Origin of the sequence: Desulfosarcina ovata subsp. ovata (genome assembly GCF_009689005.1) — a bacterium.
Taxonomy (GTDB): domain Bacteria; phylum Desulfobacterota; class Desulfobacteria; order Desulfobacterales; family Desulfosarcinaceae; genus Desulfosarcina; species Desulfosarcina ovata.
Genome location: NZ_AP021879.1, coordinates 3999025 through 4016602, shown reverse-complemented (window position 1 = coordinate 4016602; position 17578 = coordinate 3999025). Strand labels below are relative to the sequence as shown.

The following is a 17578-nucleotide window of genomic DNA, read 5'->3' as shown; positions in this document are numbered from 1 at the left end:
GTGCTTAAACCACATACTTGATACCGAGCCGCTGAGCGGCTTGGTAGTCTCCGATGCCCAGGGCATCGGACATGCCGATGGGCAACGCCGTGGAGCGGCCCAGGGGAGCCATGATCTTTTTCAGTTCCGTATCAAAGGAGAGGAACAGATCGACGACCCGCTCGGCTACCTTCTCCACGTCCAAACGGCGGTAAAGACGCGGATCCTGGGAGGTAATCCCCCGCGGACAGCGGCCGATGTTACAGATGTTGCAGCGGTCGCTCTCCGATCCCAGGCAGCCGGCGGCCGCTTGCATGATGTATTTGCCCGTCTGCACCCCGCTGGCTCCCAGCATGATCAGGGCCGCGGCATTGGCGGCCAGGTTGCCGCTCTTGCCCACCCCGCCACCGGCGAAAATGGGAATCTCATTTTGCATGCCCACTTCCACCAGGTTAAAGTATCCGTCGCGGATGTTGGTGGCGATGGGATGGCCCATGTGGTCCATGGAGACGTTGTAGGCCGCGCCGGTACCACCATCCTCGCCATCGATGGCCAGGCCGGCGGCATAGGGGTTGCGGGTCAGGTTGTTGAGCACCGCCATGGCCGTGGATGTCGCTGAAATCTTAGGATAAACAGGCACCCTGAATCCCCAGGCCATACACATGGACTGGATCATCTTGGCCACCGACTCCTCAATAGAATACTGGGTCTGATGGGTCGGCGGGCTGGGCAGGCTTACTCCCGGCGGTACACCGCGGATGGCGGCAATGAGCTTGTTGACCTTATGCCACATGAGCAGGCCACCATCGCCGGGCTTGGCGCCCTGGCCGTACTTGATCTCGATGGCGCAGGGGTCCACGACCATCTCGGGAATGGCATGGATAATCTCGTCCCAACCGAAGTAACCGCTGGCGATCTGCAGGATCACGTTTTTAAGGAACGGGCTGCGCAGCAGGCGCGGCGGACAGCCGCCTTCACCGGTGCACATGCGCACCGGCATGCCCATCTCTTCGTTGAGGTAAGCCACCCCCATCTGCAGGCCTTCCCACATGTTGGGCGAAAGGGCGCCGAAACTCATGCCGCCGATGATCAGCGGATAAATTTCGCGGACCGGCGGAATCCATCCGTTTTCTTTTAAAAATTTCAGGTTTTGCTCCGGCGGCAGGACCCGGCCCAGAAGGGTGCGCAGCTCAAACTCGTGCCGGCCGGCGTCCAGGGCCGGGTCGGTGAGCATGGAGATACGGATAAACTTGATCTGGTCCAGGAGTCCGCCGGGCATGTTGCGCCGGCCGCCGCGGCTGCGGGGCTGGCCGCCGCGGTTGATGTGGAAGCGCAGTTTGTCGGCCTCGTCACTGTGCACGGGAATAATGGCATCGTTGGGACAGACCAGGTTACAGGTGGCGCAACCCACGCAGGCATACGCCGGGTCGGTTTTCTGGCGGATGCCATGGTAGACGTCGAAACTGCTGGACGGGTTGCCCTGGGGCTCCAGGGAAACACTGATGCGCCGCTTGCGGAAAACACCCAGTTCGATGGCGTTGACCGGGCAGACGGCCGTGCAGCGACCGCACAAGGTGCACTTGTCCTTTTGCCAGAGAATCTGCCAGGGCAGGTCCTTGACGCTTAGTGTAGAAGGGGTAATGGCTGCATTTGGTTGCATAGGGAAACCTCCTGGCGATCGGGCCCGACAATGACCGTATCCAGATGCATGGGTTGAAAATCTTTGCTCTTGTCCCGATCCGGGACCGCATAATCCAGGCCGCAAATTTCAGAGGAGAAGGCGTACCTTCCCGGCCGGCCGCCGACCACACCAGGACGCAGCTTCTTGCGATCCTGGACCATAAAAAGGCTGTGGTCCGGCAGGCAGCCGATGATACAGTTCGGACCGTCGATGATCAACCGGCGGCAGGAATGCTTGAGTTGCTTGAGAAACGCGGCATTGGGATGGTTGTTGATATCGCTGTCCTGCAAGGGGGTGATAATGTGCTTGTAAGCGGACACATCCAGCCCCAAACGGGTCCGGGTGTAGTGCAGGATATGGGTAAACACCTCGGAATCGCTCTGATACCCGGTGTATCCGGGGAAATTGCGCGACAGCAGAAATTCCCGGATGGGCGTAAAGGCGGTGCACTCCCCGTTGGTCATGGAGGCATATCCCTGGATGAAAAACGGGTGGCAGGCGTACAAATTGATGGCGTAATTGGTGTTCTGGCGTCCCTGGGCCATGATCACCCGGGCATGCAGTTCCTTGCGGTCCAGTTTCAGATACCGGGCGACCGTCAGCGGATCGCCGATCTCCTTAAGCATGATCACATTGGGCCAGAAGGAAAAGACGATCATGTCCTGGTGGGCCTCGCCCATGGCCCGTAACTGGAGCCGGGTTTTCAAGAGCTCACTCTCCAGCTCAGCCTGGGAATAGCTGTCCCACTCCTCGGGATACTCGTAGGCCCGGATCAGGTAGATGTCGCGTTTGGGAACCCCCGGAGGGGGGGTCTTGGGCACCTTGATGGTGATCTTGTACTTGGTCATGAACCCGACTTCCATCATGAAGGTGTCCAGCCGCCGCAATCCCTCTTCACTGAAAATACCGGAGAGGATGGGCGCGTCCTTCATTTCTTCGAACGGACCGGCCAGGTCCCGCAGAAACAGACCCACACCGGACCCATCGTGGCCTTCCCGCATGACGTCCATGGCTTCCAGGGCAATCATGGGGGAGACGGGGGTCTCACTGGTCATGGCAAACAGTCGGCACATGGTTCACACACTCCTTTGGCTGCCGATGGTAAAAAAGGCCGGCATTGACGGGTCAATGCCGGACCTCGAAGAAACACACACGGATTCGATCCGTGGATTCAGAAAAGCAATTTGTATGCCAGCGCCGAAAAAATACTGCAATCCAATTATTATGGGGCACTGTGGCTGCAGGACCCGTTTCTATAAAACAATTCATTACATTATTGCAATAATTTTTTTGTAATAGCTACATTTTTGTCGTATTCATTGATTTCAGCCGATAATCGACATAACTCATCGAAAAAATACTGATCTTGGCAAACTCAGCCCGATCTGATAGATTTTATCCTCTACCCAACGGCATCCATCACGTTAACAAAGGACAATCGCATCCCCATGACAGGCGCCCTCAACCAGCAACTGGAACAGCAGCAACGGGAACGCTGGACCACCTTTTGCAAAGCCGTCGAAAACGCCGACTTGACCCTTTCCCCCGACACCGATGCGGCCCGCGCACTGGCCGGCGCCTTCGGTTTCAGCGAATTCGTCTCCTCCAGTTGCATCCGGTACCCGCAGATGGCCATCGATCTGATCGACAGCCAAGATCTCACTTGCCCCTATGGAAAGGGACAAATGGTCCGCCGGGTGACGCCCCTGCTGCAGGCGGCCGTGGAGGCCGCCCCGGATGGTTCCCCGGAACAGCTACTGGTCCCCATGAAAGCGGCTCTGCGAACCTTTCGCCGGCGGGAAATGGTTCGCATCGCCGTGCGTGACCTGTCGGGGATCAGCCGGCTGGACGAAACCACCGGAGATCTCTCCACCCTGGCCGCCGCAGCCATCGACGGCGCCCTGGAGGTCCTGTATGCACGCATGTGTGAACAGAACGGCATTCCCCAATCCACCGATGGCCGGCGCCAGCACCTGGTGGTTCTGGGCATGGGCAAACTGGGTGCCGGAGAACTTAATTTTTCCTCGGATGTGGACCTCATCTTTGCATTCCCGTCCGGCGGAGAGAGCCGCGGCGGTCCCCGCCCCATGGCCAACGCGGAGTTCTTCACCCGGCTCTGCCGGCTGCTGATCCAGGCCATCGGCGAAACCACCGCCGATGGGTTCGTTTTCCGGGTCGATACGCGCCTGAGGCCTTACGGCGATGGCGGGCCCCTGGTCATGCCCTTTGATCACATGGAGGATTATTACCAGTCCCAGGGCCGTGAATGGGAACGCTACGCCCTGATCAAGGCCGATGTGATCGCCGGTGACCGCCAGGCCGGCCGGGACCTGCTCTTGCGGCTGCGCCCCTTTGTCTTTCGTCGCTATCTCGATTTCGGCGTTTTTGAATCGCTGCGCGAAATGAAGCGCAAAATCACTGCCGAGGTCCGGCGCAAAAAACTTCACGGCAACATCAAACTGGGCAGCGGCGGTATCCGCGAGGTCGAATTTTTTGGCCAGATGTTCCAGCTGATTCGGGGCGGCGTGCTGCCCACGCTTCAGCAACCGGCCATTCAGACCGTACTGGACGTGCTGGCCGGTGAAGGCTTCGTACCGCCAGAGGTCTGCCATGAGCTGATCGCCGCCTACCGTTTCCTGCGCAACACCGAAAACCGCATCCAGGAAGCCAATGACCAGCAGACCCACGCCCTGCCCACCGCCCCTCTGGCCCGCCTGGCACTGGCCCGGGCCATGAACTTTTCGACCTGGGAGGATTTTCGGCAGGCCCTGGACCACCACCGCAGCCGGGTGCGGACCCATTTCGACGGGCTGCTGGCCACCGAGGCCGAACAAGAGACCGGAAAGGCCGCCGATTCGGCAGCCATCGCCGGCCTGACCGATGCCTGGACCGCCTCCCTGTCCACCGCAGAACGCCGCCGGATTCTGAAAGAGGCTGGGTTTTCGGATAGTGACACCGCAGCCACCTTGCTGGAGCATTTCAAGGCCGAACCCGGCACCCGGGCACTGAGCGGTGCCGGCAGACGCCGCATGGACCGCCTGCTTCCACGCGTGTTGGAGGCCGCCGCCCTGTGTGATGATCCCGAGACGGTACTGGAGCGGGTCCTGCACCTGCTCAAACAGATTCAGCAGCGCATCAGCTACCTCTCCCTGCTGCTCGAATACCCGACGGCCCTGACCCACCTGATCCGGCTGGTGGGGGCCAGCCCCTGGATCGCCGCTTTTCTCAGCCGCCATCCGGTTTTGCTGGATGAACTGCTCGATCCGCGTAGCCTCTACGCCCCCCCCAAGGCCGAATCGCTACGCGCCGGACTGGCCCGCCAGCTGGCCGCTGTGCCCGATGATGATCCCGAGTATCAGATGGAGGTCCTACGCATCTTCCGCCAGATCAATACGCTGCGCGTGGCCGCCTCGGACATCACCAACGTGCTGCCGTTGATGAAGGTCAGCGATCACCTCACCTGGATCGCCGAGACGATTCTGGAAGCGGTGGTCGACACCTGCTGGACCCATCTGGTGGCCAAACACGGCCGCCCCACCTGCACATTGGACGGCAAGCCCTGCGAAAAAGGGTTTGCCGTCATCGGTTACGGCAAGCTGGGAGGCCTCGAGCTGGGATACGGCTCGGACCTCGATCTCGTTTTTCTGCACGCCGCCGACAGTGGTGCCACCGTTGGCGGCCGGCAGCCCATCGACAACACCCACTTTTTTGCTCGATTGGGCCAACGGGTGGTTCATATGCTCTCCGCGCACACCGCCGCCGGAAAGCTTTACGAAACCGACATGCGGCTGCGGCCCAACGGTTCGTCAGGTCTTCTGGTCAGCCATGTCAACGGATTCGACAGCTACCAGATGGAAAACGCCTGGACCTGGGAGCATCAGGCGCTGATCCGGGCACGTCCCATCACCGGTGATGCCGCCCTGCTGGACGCCTTTACGGCCATCCGCCGCAAGGTGCTCTGTCTCCGGCGCGAACCGGGACCGCTGATCACAGCGGTGCGCGACATGCGCGAGCGCATGCGCAAAAGCCGGCTGTCGGCCAAACCGGACCGGTTCGATATCAAAGAGGACACCGGGGCCATGATCGACATCGAATTCATCGTTCAGTATTTGGTGCTGCAGCATGCCAGTGACCATCCGCAGCTGGTTCGCTGGACGGATAATGTCCGCCTGCTGCAAAGCCTTTCCGAAACGGGGATCGTGGACAGCGTGACCGCCCATCGTCTTCGCCAGACCTATCTGATCTACCGGGCGGCGGTCCACCGGCTCAACCTCGGCGAGCGTTCCACCCTGGTGGATGGCCGCCGCTTCCAACACATGCGGACCTTCGTACAGCGATTCTGGCAGCAAACCATGAAGACGTCCTAAAAGCGGCCCCCCGACTTTCAGGAAAATATCCATATTCAAAAAGTCGCCCTCATTTTTGGGACGACTTTTAGAAAGCTGCCGGCCGTTTAGAAACCATTCAACTTCAGCGGTGACCGGACGATATCAAAGGGTAAGGCCTCAACCGCAGCCCGCTGCTGTTTTTCTCTCCCTTTGCGCCCGTTGAATGGCGCGACCGACATGGCAGGCAATGCCGTTGTTCCTGAAACGGACACCACGGCGGCGGTAAAGCCAATTACTGCCGATGGATTACGGAAAAAGCGTCCACCCGGCTGGCGGTTGGTTGGTCAACACGGTAAGGTAACGTTTAAATGGAACGTGATTTTCCGGCAACCAGATATCCGTTACGGCTGAAAAAACTCTCCGGCCGGGGGTTGACCTGGGCCGTGATGCTCATCCTGCTCGGTCTGGGGATCCTTCCCGCGGCAGCCATCGGATTCATCGCTTACCATACCGCCCACGCCCACTTGGAACAAGAAATCCCCAATACCGTTCGCGTCATTGCCGAACTGAAACGCCGTGAACTGCAATCTTTTTTCGAGGATCGAATGATCGATGCAGGCCTTCTGGGCCGTGAGCGCAGCACCATCGCCTTCTTCGAGGCCCTGAAACGACGGCAGGCAGAAACCGGCGCACCCCTGGCCGCATTTGTCGACAGTATCCCTTGGACCACGGCGGTTTCCTCCTACGGCCACCCCCTTGCCCTGCATGCCGAACTGCACCGCCACAATGACATTTTGCTGATCGACAAGGCTGGCAATGTGATCTTTTCCACGGCCCGGGGGCGCGAGTTGGCCACCAATCTCAATGAACCGGCCCTGGCCAACACGCCCCTGGCTGTCGCCGTCCGCAAAACCCTGGCCACCGGCACCGAAACGTTTTCCGGCTTCGCTCCCGACCCGTCGGATGGCAATCGGCAAACCGCATTTATCACTGCGGCCATCGGCACCCACGCGGAGCGACCGGCGGGAGCGATCGCCTGTAAAATTCCCGCCGCTCTCATCGATGGAATGCTTGACGGGGCCGGAGATCTGGCCAAGGGGCTGCAAGTTTTCCTGGTGGACGCCGACCTGAAACTGCTGGCCGGCAATGCGGCCTCGCAACAATCCGGCCGCATCCGGGCTATGGACACGGCCGTCACCCGGCAATGGCTGAATCGTCAATTACCCAATGCGCCCATCGCGCCCCTTGGCGATCCACTGACCTACGTCGATGCCAAACGCCGCCCGCATACAGGCGTCTACGCCGAGATGATCGTCTCCGGAAAACCCCACGCCCTGATAGCAGAAATTGACCGCAAAACGGCACTGGCCGGTATTCATCGGCTCCGCTTCATCATTCTGGCGATGACCATCTTCACCGGCCTGGCGGTGCTGCTGGTGGCGGTTCTCATGGAACAGACCATCACCGGCCCGTTCCGGGAGCTCTCCCGAAACGTGTTTTCCCTGGCGCAAGCGGCGATCCGGCTGCCTGCCCGGCAAACCACCGGAAACGTGATCGGCCGTCTGGCAGACGCCTTTGCGGACGTCATGGACCATTTGGGCAAACTCCAGCGGGAAAACAGCACCCAACTTCGGCTCATGTCCGACCAGGCCCGCCTGCACCGCCTGCTCGGCGGTGAGTTCGCGCTCAAGACGCTGTACTGCCGCGCACTGGACTTTCTTGCCGACATCCTGAACCTTCATCGGGCAACATTCTATGTATCCCGCGATGACGGCGGACTGGATTGCACCTGCCGGTTCCCCGAGGGTTCCGGTATCGATGACGAACAGCGGGTTTATCCGGGAGAGGGGCGTATCGGTCAAGTCGCCTTGGAAATGACCATCCTGATGTTTCGGCGAAATGAGTCCCAGGGAACCATCGCACCGGTTACCGCCATTGATCAGGCCAACCTGGTGGCAGTGCCACTGATGCTGCGCCAATCGATCAAGGGGGCTCTGGAGTTGGAAAAAAATACCGTTTTCAGCCATTCCGACGGCCAGTTCATCCAGTCAGCGGCCGAAATGGTCGCCGTGGCCCTCCATGCGGCACTGGTTCGCCAACAGGAGGAGCGCTTGATGGCGGACAACCGCGAACAGGCCAAACAGCTCAAAATCAGAGAAGCCGCCCTGGAGTACAGCAGCCAGGAACTGGTGGCCCAGAACCAGGCGCTCAAGGTGTCGGAAAACCAACTTCAGTTCAAGCAGCTGGAGTTGGAAGCGGCCAACGCCCAGATGACCAAAAACGCGGCCGACCTGGAAGCCCACATGGCTATCCTGGAGCAGCAGAAACACGATATTGAGAAACAGAATGTCGAACTGGAAAGTGCCCACCGGCTCCTGGAAGAAAAGGCCCGCCAGTTGGAACGCTCCAGTCAGTACAAAACCGAATTCATGGCCAATATCTCCCATGAACTGCGCACCCCCCTGAACAGCATTCTGTTGCTCAGCCGGCTGCTTCTGGAAAACAAGGACGAGACCCTCACTGGCCGGCAGATCGAGTTTGCCCGGACCATTGCTTCCGCCGGTGGGGACCTGATCAACCTGATCAATGAGATTCTGGACCTGGCCAAGGTGGAATCGGGAAAAATCAGCGTTGATTTTCAGCCCGTATCGATCCAGGCCATTGCCGATGCCATGCAGGCGAATTTCACCCCCCTGGCGGAAAAAAACCGGATCTCTTTTTCCATCAACATGGCCCCCGACCTGCCGGAACAGATCATCACAGACGGCAAACGGCTCAACCAGGTCATAAAAAATTTCCTGTCCAATGCGTTTAAGTTCACGTCCCGGGGAAGCGTCCGGCTGGAGTTCGGCCTCACTCCGGCAGCGCACGGCAACGAAAATGCCCAGGCCCCTGCCGCAACTAACGACCTGTCCATCAGTGTGGTCGATACCGGCATCGGCATCCCGGCAGACAAGCACGAAACCATTTTCGAGGCGTTCCAGCAGGTAGACGGCTCCACCCGCCGAAACTACGGCGGCACAGGGCTGGGGCTCTCCATCTCCCGGGAATTCACCCGGTTGCTGGGCGGCACGCTCACCCTGCAAAGCCGCGAGGGGCACGGCAGCCGCTTTACCATCCATCTGCCCATCGCCCCGCCAACGGATCGCGGCGGGGAGAATACCTCCGCTCCGGCCGCCGTCAAGGACACCACAGCCCATCCGCCACGCTTGCCAGGGAATGAGGATGCACCAATAGAAAACAGTGCGGCCGATCCGGACGATCTGGTTCCCGGAGAACGGACGGTTCTGGTTCTCGGCGCGGATGGCGACACCCGTAAGATGATCCGGCAACATGCCCGGCAGCATGGGTTCAAGGTACTGATGGCCAACCGCCTGATGACCGGGCTTCATTTTGTCGACTATTATCTTCCCGCAGCCATCTTCAGTGACCCCGCGGTTGCCGGTGGCGATGGTGCCGACATCATGGACCACATGAAACGGCTTTCCGGAATCCGGCATGTTCCGGTCTTCATCCTATCGCCCCCGGAGAACGATGACGCCATGCTTCCCCTCGGTGCTGCGGGCCTTCTGCCCATACCGGCAAGCGACGGCCCTGTTGAAGCGGCCTTCAAGCGAATTGCAAAATGGCGGGATAGCCACGAACGAACCGTTCTGGCCCCGGACGCCCTTGAGGAAAACCTCAAAGGCCGTAAAATCCTGCTGGCCGACGACGACATGCGAACCGTATTTGCCGTTTCGAGCGCCCTGGAAGAAAAAGGTGTTGAGATTGTCACCGGTAAAACAGGTAAGGAAAGCCTTGACAAACTTGAGCGGTTCCCGGACATTGATCTTATCCTCATGGATGTTATGATTGCCGGTATGGACGGTTATCAGGCCATTCGTCAAATTCGTGACCAAACACGCTACAACACCGTTCCCATTTTTGCGTTGACGGCAAAAGCCATGCAGGGGGATCGGACAAAATGTCTCGACGCGGGTGCCGACGGCTACCTGGCCAAACCGGTCAATCTGGACAGACTGGTCTCCATGCTGAAAATCTGGCTCGACCCGCAAATGGGGATTTCGAATCCCACCGGTCGGTACCCTTCCCTTGAACCTTCCACCGGAAGCAATTGATGCCTATGGAAGAAAAAATCAAGATCCTGGTGGTGGATGACCGGCCGGAGAATCTCCTGTCCATCGGTGCGGTGCTTGAACGTCCGGGCCTGACCATTATCACTGCCGCATCGGGCAACGAGGCCCTGGGCCTGGTGCTGGAACACAACTTCGCCCTGATTCTGCTGGATGTCCAAATGCCCGGCATGGACGGTTTCGAAGTCGCGGAACTGCTGCGGAGCAACGAGAAAACCCGTCATCTTCCGATTATTTTTGTCACCGCGATCAATAAGGAACGGCCCCACGTTTTTACCGGTTATGAAAAGGGGGCCGTCGATTATCTCTTCAAGCCTCTGGATCCGCTGATCCTGCGCAGCAAGGTCAATGTATTCGTTGAATTGTTTCAACAGCGCCAGAAGCTTCAGAAGAGCAATGCTGAGTTGAGTCTGATGGTGGACAAGCTGGAAGCCGTCAACCAGCAGATCCGCGAACAGCAAAAATCGGTGATCGAGGAGGAGCGTCTGAAAGTATTGCTCCAGATGGCCGGCGCGACCGCCCATGAACTCAATCAGCCGCTGATGGTGCTGATGGGCAACATCCAGCTGCTGGAGATGGACGGCAATATCCCGGATCATTTGGGCGAGCGGATCAAAAAAATCAACGCCGCCGCGGCCCGCATCGCCGATACGGTCAAGAAGATTCAGACGTTGCGCCACGATCAGCCCAAAACCTATGCTGGCGGCAAAACCATTCTTAACCTGGACCAACGGGTATCGATCCTCTGCCTGGAAGACAATGACGACGACTTTGCACAAATCCAACGGATTCTGCACACTCACAAGCAACTCAGCCTGACCCGGGAAAAAACCATCCAGGCCGCCCTGACCCATCTGGAGAAGGGCGGAGTCGATCTCATTTTCACCGAGTACCGGCTTGCCGACGGCAGCGGCCTGGAATTCCTCGAAGCCATCAACCGGGAAGGGATCGAAACGCCGGTGGTGGTGATTACCGGCCTGGGGGATGAAGTGATCGCCTCCCGTCTCATTCAGGTTGGCGCCAGCGACTATCTTCCCAAAACCAAACTCAGTGAAAAAGTGTTGCTGCGCATCATTTCCAACGCGCTGGAAAAAGCCGGGCTGCGGCGGGAGATGCGCATCGCCCAGGAAAAGCTGGCCGAAATGTCCGTTCGCGACGAATTGACCGGCATGTTCAACCGGCGCTACTTTCAGGAGGCCCTGGACCGTGAAATCTTCGGCGTCCAGCGGTATGGCCATGGAATAGCCCTGTGCATGTTTGATCTGGACCATTTTAAAAGCATCAACGATACTTACGGGCACCTGTGCGGAGACGCCATCCTCCAGGCGTTCAGCCATATTCTGGATAAAGGCATCCGCAAATACGATGTGGCCTGCCGTTATGGTGGAGAGGAGTTTGCCGTCATTCTCCCCGATACTTCTCTGGAGAAAGCGGTCAACCTGTGCGAGCGGTTCAGGGAACAGGTGGACCAGCACGAATTTACCTACGAAAACCAGACCATTCACATAACGACCAGTGTCGGGGTCACCGCCCTGTCCCCTGGAGCGGGAACGGCCATCGGCAAGGATCTGGTGGAACGGGCCGACAAGGCGTTGTATCGGGCCAAGGAGAGTGGGCGGAACAAGGTGATGGTGATGTAGATCGTATCCAACCGGAAATGCATGCATGACAAACGCCGGGCTTCCTGCTGCGGGAGGCCCGGCGTTTTTTGTTTTCAATACCGGTTATTCGGGACGGGTGGGCTAGGCCTTGCGGGCACCGGCATATCCGATGTCCTTGAGGGCATCTTCCATTTCTCCCAAAATGGCCGGATCGTCAATGGTGGCGGGCACCTTGTATTCCCTGTTGTCGGCGATCTTCTGGATGGTGCCGCGCAGGATCTTGCCGGAGCGGGTCTTGGGCAGCCGCTTGACCACCGTGGCCGTTTTGAAGGCGGCCACCGGCCCGATGCGCTCGCGTACCATCCGGACGACTTCCTTAACAACCTCGTCCTTGGGTTTGGTGACACCGGCCTTGAGCACCACAAAGCCCACCGGTACCTGCCCCTTAAGATCGTCATCCACACCGAGGACCGCACACTCGGCAACATCCGGATGATCCGAGAGCACCTCCTCCATGGCCCCGGTGGAGAGCCGGTGACCGGCCACGTTGATGATGTCATCCGTACGGCTCATGACAAAGGCGTACCCGTCGGCATCGATGTATCCCGCATCGGCGGTTTTGTAATAACCGGGAAACTCTTCCAGGTAAGACTCCACGTAGCGGTCGTCGTTCTGCCACAGGGTGGGCAGGGCTCCCGGCGGCAGGGGCAGCTTCACCACCAGGGCGCCGATTTCACCCGGCGCGACCGGCTGGTTGCTGGTGTCGACCACCTGCAGGTTCCAGCCGGGCGCCGGCTTGGTGGGCGACCCCTCCTTGACGGAAAATTCGTGCAACCCCAGGCAGTTGGCACAGATGGCCCAGCCCGTCTCGGTCTGCCACCAGTGGTCCACCACCGGCACCTTCAAGGCGTCCTCGGCCCAGTGCAGGGTGTTGGGATCCGTGCGCTCGCCGGCCAGGAAAAGCGCCTTGAAATTGGACAGGTCGTACTTTTTCATCAACTCGGCGTTGGGATCCTCGCGTTTGATGGCGCGAAACGCCGTGGGGGCGGTAAACATGCTCTTGACCTTGTGTTCGGCAATCACCCGCCAGAAGACCCCGGCATCGGGCGTGCCAACAGGCTTGCCTTCGAAAAGGATCGTGGTGCAACCCTTGAAAAGCGGACCGTAGACAATGTAACTGTGGCCGACCACCCAACCCACGTCCGAGGCGGCCCAGTAAACATCGCCGGCGTCCACGCCGTAGATGTTCTTCATGGTCCATTTAAGGGCCACCACATGCCCGCCGTTGTCCCGAACCACCCCTTTGGGTTGCCCCGTGGTACCGGAGGTGTAGAGGATGTAAAGGGGGGCGGTGGCCGCCACCGGCACGCAGTCGGCCGGCTGTGCCTTGGCCATGGCATCGTTCCAGTCCACATCCCGGCCGGCAATCATGGCGGCCGATTCCATGGGGCGCTGAAAGACGATGCACGAGGCCGGCTTGGATTCGCTAATGTCGATGGCCGCGTCCAGCAGCGGTTTGTAGGCGATGACCTTCTTCACCTCAATGCCGCAGGAGGCCGAGACGATCACCTTGGGTTTGGCGTCGTCGATGCGGGTGGCCAGTTCCTTGGCCGCGAACCCGCCGAAGACCACCGAATGCACGGCACCAATGCGCGCACAAGCCAGCATGGCCATGGCCGCCTCGGGAATCATGGGCATGTAAATCAGCACCCGATCGCCTTTTTCCACGTTTTGGGACTTGAGCACACCGGCAAACCGGGCCACTTCGTCACGCAACTGGGTGTAGGTGTATTTCTTGATGGTATCGGTCACCGGGCTGTCGTAAATCAGGGCCAGCTGATCGCCGCGGCCCTGGTCGACATGGAAATCCAGGGCATTGTAGCAGGTATTGATCTCGCCGCCGGTAAACCATCGGTAAAACGGTTTATTGCTGTCGTCCAACACCTTGTCCCAGCGTTTGTACCAATGGCAGTCTTCTGCCGCCTTGCCCCAGAATCCATCGGGATCGTTGATCGATTGTTCAAAGGCAACTTCGTATGCATTGCTCATGAGGCCTCCTTCTAAATGATGGGAAACGGTGGGTGGTGGTTGTTGCGCTGTCATGCGTGTGGATTCTTGCTAACCTACCAGAAAAACAATAGGTATAAATATATAATTATGTCAACAATAAAAAATGAATCGCATATAGATTGTGAAGATTAAATCGATTACAGGGCCTCGAGCGGAAAGACGAGACCCTATAACTCAAAACTGGAAATAATGCACGGAAATGGGGATCGGATCAAAACCCTCTATCCGGACCTGTTGGATATGGATCCCATAGGCACTCACCAGTGCCTGCGCAACTCGAAAAAGAAAAGTTCATTCGTTCGTTCCGGTCAGCCGCGCCTCTTGCTCGATAAGGGTCTGGATGGTGGTCTGATCATAGATCGTGTCCATGGCCTGCAGGGCCCGGTCCCACAAATCCATAAACACACACCCACCCAAAAAGGGACAGTTCCCCTTTGATGCGCAGGCCATGCATGCGTCGACGTTGTCTTCACGGTCCAAAATGCGGAAGATATCCCCGACGCGGATCTGATCCGGCGACCGGGTAAGGGTGTAGCCCCCGAAAAAGCCCCGTTTGGAATCCACCAGCCCCGCTCGCTTCAACTGTCCCATGATCACTTCCAGAAAACGCAACGGAATCGACTGCGCCTCCGCGATGGTCGAGGTCTTGACCGGCTCCTCCCCCTGCTGCTTGGCCAACTCGAAAATGGCGCGCAGGGCATACTGTTTTTTCTGGGTTACCAACATGATTTCTCTGGTTCCTTGTTCTGTCCTGTCAAATGAAGGCCTGCTGGCTGTTGTGGTGACTTAAAAGCTGAGCACACGTGGCGTATGAGAGCCTTCGGAGTCACGTTTCAACACCGATAGCGGGGCTTGAGCGGACTTTTCAAACTGCCTTTCAGACAAAAATTTGCGTTGGCGGTGTTTCGTTGAGGGTGGTCACCCGCCCGCGGATCATGGCATCAAGCTTGTCCAGGGGCTTCCCGGAAACAATGGCATCCTCGGGGCATTCGCGCACGCAGTTGAAACAGCCGAAACAGGCCTGGCCGAAGACGGGTGTGGGATCCAGGCTGACGGCACCCACGGGGCAGACGGAAACACAGGCCTCGCAGGCGGTGCACTTATCGACGTCAACCGTTTTGGGGATAGTGGCCCAGGGCTGATCCAGCTTCTTCTTCACTTCGGCACTGACCGACTCGGGCTGGTAATCAAGAGCCGACAGGGCCAGGGAAGCGTCGCCGTTGCCCGCCACGCGCCCGATCAAATCCGCCACCAAGCGGTCATCGTCGGCATCTGGATGGCCTTTGCCCACCGGATCGCTGCTTGGCCACATCAGCGAATGCACCCCCAGCACCTTAGCCGCACCGGCCAGGGGGTATCCCTTGTCCGCCAGGGCCTTGCCCATCTGCCACAGGGCGATGCCGCTGCAGGCACCGCCCCAGGTGACAAAGGGAACGGCCTTGCAGCCGGCAGCGGCCGGCAGCGCGTCGATAAATGCCATCACCGGGGGTACGGCCATGTTGCTGTAAACCGGTGAGCCGACGAACAGGCAGTCGGTCTCTTTGGCTGCGGCGAGTTGCCGGAGCAACGGCGCCGAATCCCCATTTCCTCCCAGATCCAGCATTGTCACGGTAACAGACTGGTTTTTCAATTCATTTGCGATCACCTGGGCCACATGGCCGGTGGAACCGGCCGGCGAACAATAGACGACATAAGCGTTTTTCATATCTTCTTTTCCTCCTATAGTGAAGTGTAATGGCCCTTGCCGGACCGCACGCCGCAACGCAAGCGGATATCGGTCACGGATGGGGCATGAGCCGTTGCATGGCGGTCAACCTCCTGCTTATAGCCATTGGCTCCGGCGAGTTTCGCTCATTTGCTCACGACTGTCAATGCGTTCTCCATCGTTACCATACCTTGCACATGCGCTGCACATGTGCTACTTTTTGCAAAACAAGGAACCCAAGGAGGTTTGCCATGAGCGCGCCGGCATTGAACGAAACCATGCGCAGGAAACCGATTCTCATGCCGCCCAAAATGATCGCCAAGATCGACAAGATCGCCCGCGACCGCAAGATCTCCTTTGCCGAAGTGGTCAGGGAGGCGGTCAATGCCTTCAACGACGACGATTCGGCCGAGGACGACGCCCTGCTGGAAGCCCTGGCCGAAACGATGATCGAGACCACGCAAGGGGTGGTCGAGCGCATGGACGCGGTGGAAAAACGACTCGACGAGACCCACGCCCTCTTGGAGGAGTCATAGGCCATGGGCGTCAGCGAAAAAGTCATGGACGCCCTGCGTGCAGGCATTTTGTTGAACGAACGGGTCAGCACCCTCATCGACCGGGTCGAACGCATGGACCGGGATCTGCGCCGGGTCAACGAGCGCCTGGTCCGCCTGGAAACCATGCTCGAAATCGCCACCCTGCGGCAGGGGTTGACGCCGAAGATCGAATAGTCACAGTAATAACGGATTATTTTTTTGTCCTGGCGCAACGAAAACCCACGGCACCGCTTCGGTTGACCGGGCTGTAGTCGTCGCGAGCCGCGCAGCGCGCAAGCTTAGCCGTGTTGAACCACGAGCTGCCTTTGATAACATAGGCATCCTTTGAGTTATCAAGAAAAGTGCTCGTCCATTCCAACACATTGCCCGCCATGTCGTAACACCCGTCCGGGCTCAGCCCGTCGGCATAACGGTCGATTCTTGTTGTCTTGCCGATGCCGGATTCTTCGGTGTTGCAGCGCGCGGAATCGAATTCGTCCCCCCAGGGATAAATGCGTCCATCCGTACCGCGGGCAGCCCGTTCCCACTGTTTTTCATCGGGTAGGTGATAGATGTAGTCATCCTTTGGGGAGGCACCAAGCCAATTGCAGAAGGCATTTGCCTCATACCAGCTGACGCCCACCACCTGATGGTCGTCCGCATTCCACTTCGTGTCCTCCCAGTAAAGGGGTCTAAAAATACGCTCTTTTTCTCGCCAGTTCCAGCCCTCAGGCAGCCACCACGCCTCGATTTCGTACCCACCGGCTTCAATGAACTCCTTGAATCGGGCATTGGTGACCAGATAGAGATCGATCCAGAAGGGATCGTCGATCTGGGCATCCACCGGTTTCTCGCCGAATTTGAACGGCCCGGCGGGAATCTCCACCATCGATTCGGTCTGTCTCTCCAACCGGTTCGGTGCATCAATAATTTTGACGGTTTCATCCGACTCCACACTGGCCGAAAAGGTCAGCATAGCTGAGAAATCCGCTGCTGCGCATCAACCCATAACGGAGATTGAGGTTATTGACGAAACGCTTCAACTGGCGGGGATTGTACCCCATGGCCGGCATGATCAGCCGCAGATGGTTGGCGATCTCCGCCGGGATATCTCCCAAATCATCCAGGAAGGGCTCGAACATCGCATCGGTCACCTTGGGCAGGTTGAAGGTCACCTGGACGATCTTTTCCATGAAGCGATGGGCATCTTCCTGGCCATAATCCTCTGCCAGGGCCTTGACGATGCGCGGTTTGGGACAGCGATCCAGATCGTCGATGAAGATCACCAGTGCGCCATGGCGGTCATCTGTCCTCTCGGCCTGTGAAAGCTTGAACCGCCAGGTGAGGTAGGTATGGCTTCTGACCAGGTTCGAGCCTGTATCGGAGGACATAACGACTCCATTCAATCGGATGGGTCAACGAGCAACATGGAACGGATATTTTCAAGGTGGTACTGGCAAAAGAAGTAAACGGGATGTAAGCCAATGGTCAAGTGATATTCTATCCATTTTAGATCGATTCCATCCTTCATTTGACATTTGGATG

13 protein-coding genes are annotated in these 17578 nt (G+C 58.5%); 6 read left to right on the top strand and 7 right to left on the bottom strand.

Going from position 1 to position 17578, the window contains the following annotated elements; translation table 11 throughout:
• Nucleotides 1-4: 4 nt before the first annotated feature.
• Nucleotides 5-1639: a glutamate synthase-related protein gene (locus GN112_RS17770; protein ID WP_155311446.1), complete on the bottom strand. Its 1635-nt coding sequence runs from the start codon at nucleotides 1637-1639 to the stop codon at nucleotides 5-7.
• On the bottom strand, nucleotides 1603-2733 hold the full coding sequence (locus GN112_RS17765; RefSeq protein ID WP_155311445.1) for a class II glutamine amidotransferase domain-containing protein: 1131 nt from the start codon (nucleotides 2731-2733) through the stop codon (nucleotides 1603-1605). The genes GN112_RS17770 and GN112_RS17765 overlap by 37 nt, the downstream gene beginning before the upstream one ends.
• A gap of 375 nt (nucleotides 2734-3108) precedes the next feature.
• On the opposite strand from GN112_RS17765, the gene glnE reads away from it, so the two are divergent.
• The 4 genes from glnE to GN112_RS17750 all read left to right on the top strand — a co-directional run bounded on the left by glnE (nucleotide 3109) and on the right by GN112_RS17750 (nucleotide 11761).
• Nucleotides 3109-6027 (top strand): bifunctional [glutamate--ammonia ligase]-adenylyl-L-tyrosine phosphorylase/[glutamate--ammonia-ligase] adenylyltransferase, encoded by a 2919-nt coding sequence (gene glnE / locus GN112_RS17760; RefSeq protein WP_155311444.1) that lies wholly within the window; start codon nucleotides 3109-3111, stop codon nucleotides 6025-6027.
• A gap of 198 nt (nucleotides 6028-6225) precedes the next feature.
• Nucleotides 6226-6399, top strand: coding sequence for a hypothetical protein (locus GN112_RS33630; protein ID WP_162458988.1), 174 nt, complete (start codon nucleotides 6226-6228; stop codon nucleotides 6397-6399).
• Nucleotides 6357-10106, top strand: a complete 3750-nt coding sequence (locus GN112_RS17755) for an ATP-binding protein (protein WP_155311443.1) — start codon at nucleotides 6357-6359, stop codon at nucleotides 10104-10106. The genes GN112_RS33630 and GN112_RS17755 overlap by 43 nt, the downstream gene beginning before the upstream one ends.
• Nucleotides 10106-11761: a diguanylate cyclase gene (locus tag GN112_RS17750; RefSeq protein ID WP_155311442.1), complete on the top strand. Its 1656-nt coding sequence runs from the start codon at nucleotides 10106-10108 to the stop codon at nucleotides 11759-11761. The genes GN112_RS17755 and GN112_RS17750 overlap by 1 nt, the downstream gene beginning before the upstream one ends.
• 102 nt (nucleotides 11762-11863) lie before the next feature.
• Here GN112_RS17750 and GN112_RS17745 read toward each other — a convergent pair whose 3' ends face one another.
• From GN112_RS17745 to GN112_RS17735, 3 genes are all read right to left on the bottom strand, one after another.
• Nucleotides 11864-13771 carry a propionyl-CoA synthetase gene (locus GN112_RS17745; RefSeq protein ID WP_155311441.1) on the bottom strand — a complete coding sequence of 636 codons (1908 nt, stop codon included), beginning with the start codon at nucleotides 13769-13771 and terminating at the stop codon, nucleotides 11864-11866.
• Nucleotides 13772-14083: 312 nt separating this feature from the next.
• Complete coding sequence (locus tag GN112_RS17740; RefSeq protein ID WP_155311440.1) at nucleotides 14084-14518, bottom strand: RrF2 family transcriptional regulator; 435 nt, start codon at nucleotides 14516-14518, stop codon at nucleotides 14084-14086.
• Between the two features lie 151 nt (nucleotides 14519-14669).
• Nucleotides 14670-15497, bottom strand: a complete 828-nt coding sequence (locus GN112_RS17735; RefSeq protein WP_155311439.1) for an EFR1 family ferrodoxin — start codon at nucleotides 15495-15497, stop codon at nucleotides 14670-14672.
• A 251-nt stretch (nucleotides 15498-15748) separates the two neighbouring features.
• On the opposite strand from GN112_RS17735, the gene GN112_RS33625 reads away from it, so the two are divergent.
• Both GN112_RS33625 and GN112_RS17725 read left to right on the top strand, forming a co-directional pair.
• Entirely contained in the window at nucleotides 15749-16033 is a 285-nt protein-coding gene (locus tag GN112_RS33625) for a ribbon-helix-helix protein, CopG family (RefSeq protein ID WP_162458987.1), read from the top strand.
• Nucleotides 16034-16036: 3 nt separating this feature from the next.
• Nucleotides 16037-16228 (top strand): hypothetical protein, encoded by a 192-nt coding sequence (locus tag GN112_RS17725; protein ID WP_155311437.1) that lies wholly within the window; start codon nucleotides 16037-16039, stop codon nucleotides 16226-16228.
• A gap of 16 nt (nucleotides 16229-16244) precedes the next feature.
• Here the strand turns inward: GN112_RS17725 and GN112_RS17720 are convergent, their stop codons facing one another.
• Together GN112_RS17720 and GN112_RS17715 are read right to left on the bottom strand one after the other, a co-directional pair.
• Nucleotides 16245-17009 (bottom strand): formylglycine-generating enzyme family protein, encoded by a 765-nt coding sequence (locus tag GN112_RS17720; RefSeq protein WP_155311436.1) that lies wholly within the window; start codon nucleotides 17007-17009, stop codon nucleotides 16245-16247.
• A complete protein-coding gene (locus GN112_RS17715; protein WP_155311435.1) occupies nucleotides 16975-17424 on the bottom strand; it encodes a P-loop NTPase fold protein in 450 nt (149 codons plus the stop codon). The genes GN112_RS17720 and GN112_RS17715 overlap by 35 nt, the downstream gene beginning before the upstream one ends.
• Between the last annotated feature and the right edge of the window lie 154 nt (nucleotides 17425-17578).